This window comes from Pseudomonas sp. (assembly GCF_049590575.1).
Classification (GTDB): domain Bacteria; phylum Pseudomonadota; class Gammaproteobacteria; order Pseudomonadales; family Pseudomonadaceae; genus Aquipseudomonas.
The window spans coordinates 1-9,026 of sequence record NZ_JBAWDE010000269.1; the positions used below are offsets into that span (position 1 = coordinate 1).

Below are 9,026 nucleotides of genomic sequence, written 5' to 3' on the forward strand. Positions count from 1 at the left end.
CTGCTGGAGGCGCCCGCCACCCTCGCGCAACTGGCCGCCGAGCCCTTCGTGCTCTACCCCGGCAACCCGCGCCCGAGCTACGCCGACCATGTGATCGCGCTGTTCGACGCCCACGGCTTGAGCCTCAAGGTGGCGCAGTGGACCAACGAATTGCAGACCGCCATCGGCCTGGTCGGCGCAGGCATGGGCGTGACGCTGGTCCCGGCCTCGGTGCAGGTGCTGCACCGCGCGGACATCGGCTACACGCCGGTGGTGGAAACCACCGCGACGTCGCCGATCATTCTCAGCCGTCGGGTGCATGACCAGTCGCCAGGGCTGCGTCATTGTTTGCAGTTGGTGGAAGAGCTGATCTGAGATGTCCCAAACACCACACATCCAATGTGGGAGGGGGCTTGCCCCCGATGACTGAGTGTCAGTCAACACAATGGTTGCCTGATCCACTGCTATCGGGGGCAAGCCCCCTCCCACAGTTTGATCTTCATTGTGTTCAAAGGCAGCGCAGGCGCTTGCGCTGCAGGGTCTGGCTCGGTGACTCATCAAACAGCTTGCGATACTCCGCCGAAAACCGCCCCAGGTGAGTAAAGCCCCAACCCAGGGCGATTTCGGAGATGGTACGCACCGAACCGTGCTCGAGAATCTCCTGACGCACGGCCCCCAGCCGATGCTTTTTCAGGTAGGCCATCGGCGACAGCGCGAAGTATTTGCGGAACGCATCGAACAGCTTGAACCGCGACACCCCCGCCGCGGCTTCGAGGTCTTCCAGGTGCACGGCTTCGCGCGCGTTGTCGTGGATGTATTGGCGCGCGCGGACCAGATAATGCGGCAGTTTCACGCCGAGCACGGCGCGCAGTTCCTCGGAGTAATTGTTCGGCTGGGCAAGGATCAACCCTTTGATCAGCGAGCTTTCCAGGTCCCGGGTAAACGCCGCCTGCTCATACAATTCGCTGCTGCGTTCCAGCTCTGCAATGAAGTAACGCGCCATGCGCCACCATGCGGCCGGGGCGCCGTCCACGGCGTCCATCACCGACTCGAATTTCAGCGGCGCCTCGATCGGCCGTTGCAGCAAGCCCTCCAGCGACTCGCTCATCGCTGCCCGCGTGATCACCACCTGCAACTTGCGGCAATCACCGGAAATCGCCAGCACCTGGTGCTCATTGGGCGAGATGATCACGCCCTGGTCGCGGTTGGAACTCAGGCGCTCGCCGTTGCGGCTCAGCTCCTGCTCGCCCACCAGCGGCAGGCTCAGGCTGTAGCTGCTGAAGTGCTCGGCGTCTTCGATGTCGATGGTCACATCGGTGCCGTACTCGATCACGCCCAAAGTCGTCGCGCGGGACTTGAACACGTTGGCGCTGTGGTGAAAGCGCAGGCGCTCGGGCGTGGCCGTCGCCAGGCGGTGCGGCCCGCAGATCCCGGACATCCAGCTGCGGGCGCCTTCGAGGTCGAAGCGTTGAATATGGATATCGCGTGTCTGGCTACTCATCAGGGTGCACCCACGGCGGTTAGGCGGTTGCGCGCTCTGGCGGCGCGTCGTTGTGGTTCGACAGCAAGTTCTACGCCACGCAGGCACGATTGCAACGGGGTGGATAGCAACGGCCGACTAAGTGGATAAGCCACGGCTGTTTCTGGCCCCTTGCCTGGCAAGGCGGTAGCGCATCGCCCCACCCGCACGCACCGAACTGGGTATTTGCTGCCCAATTTTCCGGCCCACCTTCCCCCATTAACCGGATAGCCCGCCGTCTCGTCGCAGCCGCTTAATGGCCTACCCGTTTAGCCATTATCAAAAAGGTGCCTCCCATGAGTGGTGCAAGAAGCGTCGAGCAATGGAAAAGTTTTATCCAGAGCTGCCTGGATTTTCGCCCGGCAGACGAAGTGTTCCGCATCGCCCGCGACATGTTCACCGAGCCGGAACTGTTCGACCTGGAGATGGAGCTGATTTTCGAGAAAAACTGGATCTACGCCTGCCACGAAAGCGAACTGGCGAATAACCACGACTTCGTCACGATGCGCGCCGGGCGCCAGCCGATGATCATCACCCGCGACGGCGATGGTCAGTTGAACGCGCTGATCAACGCCTGCCAGCATCGCGGCACCACCCTGACGCGGGTCGGCAAGGGCAACCAGTCGACATTTACCTGCCCGTTCCACGCCTGGTGTTACAAAAGTGATGGCCGGCTGGTGAAGGTCAAGGCGCCGGGGGAATACCCGGAGGGTTTCGACAAAACCACGCGCGGCCTGAAAAAAGCCCGCATCGACAGCTACAAAGGCTTCGTGTTTATCAGCCTGGACGTGAATGGCAGCGACAGCCTGCAAGACTTCCTCGGCGACGCGAAAGTGTTCTTCGACATGATGGTCGCGCAGTCGGCCACCGGTGAGCTGGAGGTGCTGCCGGGCAAATCCGCCTACACCTACGACGGCAACTGGAAGCTGCAAAACGAAAACGGTCTGGACGGTTACCACGTCAGCACCGTGCACTACAACTACGTGGCCACGGTGCAGCATCGCCAGCAGGTGAACAGCGAGAACGGCACCGGCTCCGGCACCACACTGGACTACAGCAAGCTCGGCGCCGGCGACGCGAACACCGATGACGGCTGGTTCGCCTTCAACAATGGCCACAGCCTGTTGTTCAGCGACATGCCCAACCCGAGCGTGCGTTCGGGCTACGCCACCATCATGCCGCGCCTGGTAGAAGAACACGGCCAGCAAAAGGCCGAATGGATGATGCACCGCCTGCGCAATCTGAATATCTACCCGAGCCTGTTCTTTCTCGACCAGATCAGCTCGCAACTGCGCATCATCCGCCCGGTGGCGTGGAACAAGACCGAGATCATCAGCCAGTGCCTGGGGGTCAAGGGCGAGTCCGACGCCGACCGCGAAAACCGCATTCGCCAGTTCGAGGATTTCTTCAACGTGTCCGGCATGGGCACACCGGACGATCTGGTCGAGTTCCGCGAAGCCCAGCGCGGTTTCCAGGGCAGGCTTGAACGCTGGAGCGATATCTCACGCGGCAGCCACCGCTGGGAAACCGGGCCTACGCCCAACAGCGAAGCCATCGGCATTCAACCGGCGATGACCGGCACCGAATTCACCCATGAAGGCCTGTACGTCAACCAGCACCGCAACTGGCAGCAGTTTCTGCTCAACGGCCTGGATAAACAGGCGCTCAAACTGCAGGAGGTGAAGTGATGAATGCCCAGTTGCAGTACCGGATCGAGCAGTTTTTCTACCGCAAATCCGCGCTGTGCGACGCTCAGGACTGGGACGCCTACGTCCAATTGTTCGACCCGCAGAGTGAGTTCCACCTGCCGCAATGGGACTCGGAACACGTCTACACCCGCGACCCCAAGCGCGAGATGTCGTTGATCTATTACGCCAACCGTTCCGGCCTGGAAGACCGCGTGTTCCGCCTGCGCACCGGCAAGGCGGCGTCCGCCACGCCCATGCCGCGCACCTTGCACCTGATCAACAACGTGCGGGTTTCGGAGCAACCGGGCGGGTTACTGGAAGTGAAGCTGAACTGGCACACGCTGTTTTATCGGCTGGCCACCTCGGAGCAGTTTTACGGGCAGGCGACCTACAGCCTGAAACCCCATGGCGACAGTTGGTTGATCACCCGCAAGCATGCGCTGCTGCTCAACGACACCATCAACTCGGTGCTGGATTTCTATCACCTCTGATCAGCCACAGGTTATGCGCGCGGAGAACAACACATGAATCACAAAGTGGCCTTCAGCTTTGCCGACGGCAAGACCCTGTTTTTTCCGGTGGGTACGAATGAAATCCTGCTGGATGCGGCGCTGCGCAATGGCATCAAGATCCCCCTGGATTGCCGCGAAGGCGTGTGCGGCACCTGCCAGGGCCGCTGCGAGTCGGGCGATTACACCCAGGACTACGTCGACGAAGAAGCCCTCTCCCGCCTCGACCTGCAGCAGCGCAAGATGCTCAGTTGCCAGACGCGCGTAAAGTCCGACGCAACGTTTTACTTCGACTTTGATTCGAGCCTGTGCAACGCGCCGGGGCCGGTGCAGGTGCGCGGGACGGTGAGCGAGGTGCGGCAGGTCTCGGCCAGCACGGCGATTTTGCACGTGCAACTGGAGGCGCCGCTGGACTTCCTGCCCGGCCAATATGCGCGCCTGGCGGTGCCGGGCACGCACAGTTGGCGTTCCTACTCCTTCGCCAATCTGCCGGGCAACCACTTGCAGTTCCTGGTAAGGCTGCTGCCGGACGGGGTGATGAGCAACTACCTGCGCGAGCGCTGCCAGATCGGCGACGAGGTGCTGATGGAAGCGCCCCTGGGGGCGTTTTACCTGCGGCACGTGACCCAGCCGCTGGTGTTGGTGGCGGGCGGCACCGGGCTCTCGGCATTGCTGGGCATGCTTGATCAACTGGTCGCCACCGGCTGTGAGCAGCCGGTGCATCTGTATTACGGCGTGCGTGGCGCCGAAGACTTGTGCGAAGCGGCGCGCATCCAAGCCTATGCCACGCACCTCGCGAATTTTCGCTACACCGAAGTGCTGAGCGACGCCTCACCGGCGTGGCCAGGCAAACGCGGTTACCTCACCGAGCATTTCGACTTGGCCGAATTGCGCGATAGATCGGCGGATATGTACCTGTGCGGCCCCCCGCCAATGGTCGAATCCATCCAGCAATGGCTGTTGGATCAGGCACTTGATGGCGTTCAGCTGTATTACGAAAAGTTTACGCAGAGTAATATCTGACCCCTCAGCAGTTCGGGGGGCGGGTGCGGCGTGCAATCAACCCTGAGAAATATAAGTAGAAGGGAACGTTAATGGCGGATGACATGGTTAACCCGGTAGGCCTCAAGCGTGGCCTGAAGAACCGGCATATTCAGCTGATTGCCTTGGGAGGGGCAATCGGTACGGGGCTGTTCCTCGGCTCGGCGGGCGTGCTCAAGTCGGCGGGACCGTCGATGATCCTGGGTTACGCGATTGCCGGTTTTATCGCGTTCCTGATCATGCGCCAGCTCGGCGAGATGATCGTCGAAGAGCCGGTGGCCGGGTCCTTCAGCCATTTCGCACACAAATACTGGGGCGGCTACGCGGGCTTCCTGGCGGGCTGGAACTACTGGGTACTCTACGTGCTGGTGGGCATGGCCGAACTGACGGCCGTGGGCAAATACATCCAGTTCTGGTGGCCGCAGATCCCGACCTGGGTCAGCGCGCTGGTGTTCTTTGTCGCGGTGAACCTGATCAACACCCTGAACGTGAAGTTCTTCGGTGAGGCCGAGTTCTGGTTCGCGATCATCAAGGTGGTGGCGATTGTCGGCATGATCGTGCTCGGCTGCTACCTGCTGTTCAGCGGCACCGGTGGCCCGCAAGCCTCGGTCAGCAACCTGTGGAGCCACGGCGGGTTCTTCCCGAATGGCGGCATGGGGCTGTTGATGTCGATGGCCTTCATCATGTTCTCGTTCGGCGGCCTGGAGCTGGTGGGCATCACCGCCGCCGAGGCCAGCGAGCCCCGCAAGGTGATCCCGAAGGCGATCAACCAGGTGGTCTACCGGATCCTGATTTTCTACGTCGGCGCACTGACCGTGCTGCTGTCGCTGTACCCATGGGACCAACTGCTGCAAACCCTCGGCGCGTCGGGCGATGCCTACAGCGGCAGCCCGTTTGTGCAGATCTTCTCGCTGATCGGCAACGACACCGCCGCGCACATCCTCAATTTCGTGGTGTTGACCGCGGCGCTGTCGGTGTACAACAGCGGCGTGTACTGCAACAGCCGCATGCTGTTCGGCCTGGCCGAGCAAGGCGATGCGCCGAAAGCGCTGATGAAGCTCAATAAGCAAGGCGTACCGCTGCGCGCCCTGGCGATTTCGGCCCTGGTGACGATGCTGTGCGTAGTGGTCAACTATGTGGCGCCACAGAGCGCGCTGGAGTTGCTGTTTGCGCTGGTGGTTGCCTCGCTGATGATCAACTGGGCGCTGATCAGCATCACTCACATCAAGTTCCGCAAGGCCATGGGCGAGCAAGGCGTGACGCCGTCGTTCAAGACCTTCTGGTTCCCGTTCAGCAACTACCTGTGCCTGGCGTTCATGGTGATGATTGTCAGCGTGATGCTGGCGATTCCGGGCATTCGTGAGTCGGTGTATGCGATGCCGATTTGGGTGGGGGTTATCTATGTCGCGTATCGGATGCGGATGAAAAAGGGTCACGCTGTAGTGAATGCACAGTGATCCCTGTGGGAGCCGGGCTTGCCCGCGATGGCGGTGGGTCAGCAGGGGATGTATTGGCTGACACACTGTAATCGGGGGCAAGCCCCCTCCCACAGTTGATTGCATTGCTCATGAAAAAGCCCCGGGATTGCGGGGCTTTTTGTTTAGAGCGTGGAACGCACTCGCCACAACTCGGGGAACAACACCGTGTCGAGCATCTTGCGCAAATACCCCACGCCTTCCGTGCCGCCAGTCCCCGGCTGGAAGCCGATGATCCGCTCCACCGTGGTCACATGCCGGAAGCGCCACTGGCGGAAGGAATCTTCCAGGTCGATAAATTTCTCGGCCAACTGATACAAATCCCAGTACCGGCTCGGGTCGCGATACACCTCACGCCACGCCGCCTCCACCGATTCATCGTGAACCGTGGCCGCCGTCGGGTCGCGCTCGGCGCGCTTGGGGTCAATCACCAGGCCGGCCTTGGCCATCAGGTTGACCGCCTCGTCATACAGCGACGGCGTGGCAATCGCCACTTTCAACTCGTTCAACAACGCCGGCCGGTGCGCGTGCGGGCGTAACAGCGCCGCGCTTTTGTTGCCGAGGATAAATTCGATCTCGCGGTACTGGAACGACTGGAACCCCGACGACTGCCCGAGGAACGGGCGAATCGCCTTGTACTCCGACGGCGTCATGGTGGCCAGCACCGCCCAGGCGTGCACCAGCTGATCGAAGATCCGCGAGACCCGCGCCAGCATCTTGAACGCCGGCGGCAGCTCGCCCAGGCGCAGGTGTTCGCGAGCGGCCTTGAGCTCATGGAGCATCAGCTTCATCCACAGCTCCGAGGTCTGGTGCTGGATGATAAACAGCATTTCGTTGTGGTCGGGCGACAGCGGGTGCTGGGCGCTGAGGACTTTGCCCAGGTCCAGGTAGTCGCCGTAGCTCATGGACTCGGAAAAATTCAGCTCGGCGTTATGCCACTCTTCAGGCGGCTGATAATCGGCAGAGAAGGGACATTGGCTCATCGCGTGGGCTCCTTGAGCGGGCGGAGAATGGCGCGGACCGGGCTCGCGTCGAGGTTGGCAAAGCGCAGCGGCAGGGCGATCAGTTCATAGTCGCCCTCCGGTACGTCATCGAGCACGATGCCTTCGAGAATCGCCATGCCATGGCGGGCCACGGCGTTGTGCGAATCCATGGTCTTGGACTGCTGCGGGTCCAGGGACGGCGTATCGATACCGATCAGACGCACGCCCAGGCTGGCGAGCAGCTCGATGGTCTGCGGCGCGATGGCGGTGAAGTTCGAATCCCATTCAGTCAGCGGCGCTTGTGGATAAGTACGCAGCAGCACGCGCTCGGGCAGGTTATCCACACGCCCTTGCAGTTGATGCGGCTGCACCAGCGCGCCACTGCCCAGGCAATGCAACACCCGGCAGGGGCCCATGTACACATCCAGCGACACCTCGCCAATCGGCGCGCCGTCCGCGCTGTAATGCAGCGGCGCATCCACATGGGCGCCGGTGTGCGGCGAGAAGGTCACGCGCCCGACATTCACCGGGCACTCCGGGCCGAACTGCCACACGCGCTCTTCCTGGAACGGCGTATCGCCCGGCCAGGTCGGGGTCGCCGTACTCAAGGGCGGGCTGATATCCCACCACGTTTTTATTGGGTTCATCTCAAGGCTCTCGGTCGGTACTGGGGTGAATGATACGAGGGCCTGTTGCGAATTTTCTTGCTAATTCCAGCGCTAGACGGGAAATTTTTCGCACTTACTGCGAGGAAACGACTGATTCACGCTCAAAAGTGTGGGAGGGGGCTTGCCCCCGATGGCAGTGGGTCTGTTTACACAGCTGCCAGCTGACCCACCGCTATCGGGGGCAAGCCCCCTCCCACACTGATTCGCGATGCCCCGGCAATCGTGTTCACCTGCGCTTCTGGGCATTCCGATGTCGAGTTCAGACCACTGCCCCACACCCCGACGCTATAGGGTTCGACTCTCGTTCCCCTGCCTAGGAGTCATCATGTCCAAGCCCATCACCGTACTGCGCGACACCCACCCACTGCCGGTCCTGGATGCCTGCAAATGGGAAAAGCTCGAAGGCGACCCGCACACCGTCAACCTCAACGCCTACACCAGCGAAGACGGCAGCAAAATCATGGGCACCTGGATCTGCACACCGGGCAAGTGGTACGTGGAATACGTGAAGTGGGAATACTGCCATTTCCAGGAAGGCTACTGCGTGATCACCCCTGAGGGCCTGGAGCCGATTCACTTGCGCGCTGGGGATATCTTCGTGGTGGAACCGGGCATGAAGGGCACGTGGGAAGTGGTCGAGACGGTGCGCAAGTATTTTGTGTTTGCTTGAGCCCTGAAGCTCGCCACCTGACCTGTGGCGAGCGGGCTCACCACTACTCAGGCTTGCGATAGCTGTTGATGATCGCCGAAAAGTCCTTGCCCCCTTCCCCGCGCTGGCTCATCGATTGATACAACTGCTGGGCCACGGCGCCGAGAATCACCGGTTGCTTGGCCTGGCGCGCAGCTTCGGTGGCCAGGCCGAGATCCTTGAGCATGAGGTCGGCGCCGAACCCACCGGTGTAGCCACGCGATGATGGCGCGGTTTCGATCACGCCCGGCCAAGGGTTGTAGGTGTCGGAACTCCAGCAGCGCCCGGTGGAGCTGTTGATAATGCCGGCCAGCACTTGGGTGTCGATCCCCAGCGCATCGCCCAAGGCCATGGCCTCGCTGACACCGACCATGCTGATACCCAGCAACAGGTTGTTGCAGATCTTGGCGATTTGCCCGGTGCCCACGTCGCCGCAATGCACGATGTTACGGCCCATCTGCGCCAGCACCGGTTGC

The 9,026-nt window shown here is 61.5% G+C and carries 10 protein-coding genes; 6 read left to right on the plus strand and 4 right to left on the minus strand.

Annotated elements, in window-relative coordinates:
* Positions 1 to 354, plus strand: a 354-nt coding sequence (locus tag WBR57_RS18580) for a LysR substrate-binding domain-containing protein (protein WP_424085397.1), incomplete at its 5' end; no start/stop codon positions are given.
* A gap of 133 nt (positions 355 to 487) precedes the next feature.
* Here WBR57_RS18580 and WBR57_RS18585 read toward each other — a convergent pair.
* Positions 488 to 1,480, minus strand: a complete 993-nt coding sequence (locus tag WBR57_RS18585) for a helix-turn-helix domain-containing protein (protein ID WP_424085399.1) — start codon at positions 1,478 to 1,480, stop codon at positions 488 to 490.
* A 314-nt stretch (positions 1,481 to 1,794) separates the two neighbouring features.
* Between WBR57_RS18585 and antA the strand changes: the two genes are divergently transcribed.
* The 4 genes from antA to WBR57_RS18605 all read left to right on the plus strand — a co-directional run bounded on the left by antA (position 1,795) and on the right by WBR57_RS18605 (position 6,193).
* Complete coding sequence (antA, locus tag WBR57_RS18590) at positions 1,795 to 3,186, plus strand: anthranilate 1,2-dioxygenase large subunit (protein ID WP_424085401.1); 1,392 nt, start codon at positions 1,795 to 1,797, stop codon at positions 3,184 to 3,186.
* A complete protein-coding gene (gene antB, locus WBR57_RS18595; protein ID WP_424085404.1) occupies positions 3,186 to 3,677 on the plus strand; it encodes an anthranilate 1,2-dioxygenase small subunit in 492 nt (163 codons plus the stop codon). Before antA ends, antB begins: the two co-directional genes overlap by 1 nt.
* Positions 3,678 to 3,710: 33 nt before the next feature.
* Positions 3,711 to 4,718 carry an anthranilate 1,2-dioxygenase electron transfer component AntC gene (antC, locus tag WBR57_RS18600; RefSeq protein WP_424085406.1) on the plus strand — a complete coding sequence of 336 codons (1,008 nt, stop codon included), beginning with the start codon at positions 3,711 to 3,713 and terminating at the stop codon, positions 4,716 to 4,718.
* 71 nt (positions 4,719 to 4,789) lie between these two features.
* Positions 4,790 to 6,193, plus strand: coding sequence for an amino acid permease (locus tag WBR57_RS18605; protein WP_424085408.1), 1,404 nt, complete (start codon positions 4,790 to 4,792; stop codon positions 6,191 to 6,193).
* Positions 6,194 to 6,336: 143 nt separating this feature from the next.
* On the opposite strand, the gene kynA is transcribed toward WBR57_RS18605, so the two are convergent.
* Positions 6,337 to 7,194 (minus strand): tryptophan 2,3-dioxygenase, encoded by an 858-nt coding sequence (kynA, locus tag WBR57_RS18610; protein ID WP_424085410.1) that lies wholly within the window; start codon positions 7,192 to 7,194, stop codon positions 6,337 to 6,339.
* Complete coding sequence (gene kynB / locus WBR57_RS18615; RefSeq protein WP_017137969.1) at positions 7,191 to 7,841, minus strand: arylformamidase; 651 nt, start codon at positions 7,839 to 7,841, stop codon at positions 7,191 to 7,193. Before kynB ends, kynA begins: the two co-directional genes overlap by 4 nt.
* Positions 7,842 to 8,187: 346 nt before the next feature.
* Here kynB and WBR57_RS18620 point away from each other — a divergent pair, with 346 nt between their 5' ends.
* Entirely contained in the window at positions 8,188 to 8,532 is a 345-nt protein-coding gene (locus WBR57_RS18620; RefSeq protein WP_010566207.1) for a cupin domain-containing protein, read from the plus strand.
* 43 nt (positions 8,533 to 8,575) lie between these two features.
* Here the strand turns inward: WBR57_RS18620 and WBR57_RS18625 are convergent.
* Positions 8,576 to 9,026: NAD-binding protein (locus WBR57_RS18625; RefSeq protein ID WP_424085415.1), on the minus strand; the 451-nt coding region annotated here is incomplete at its 5' end.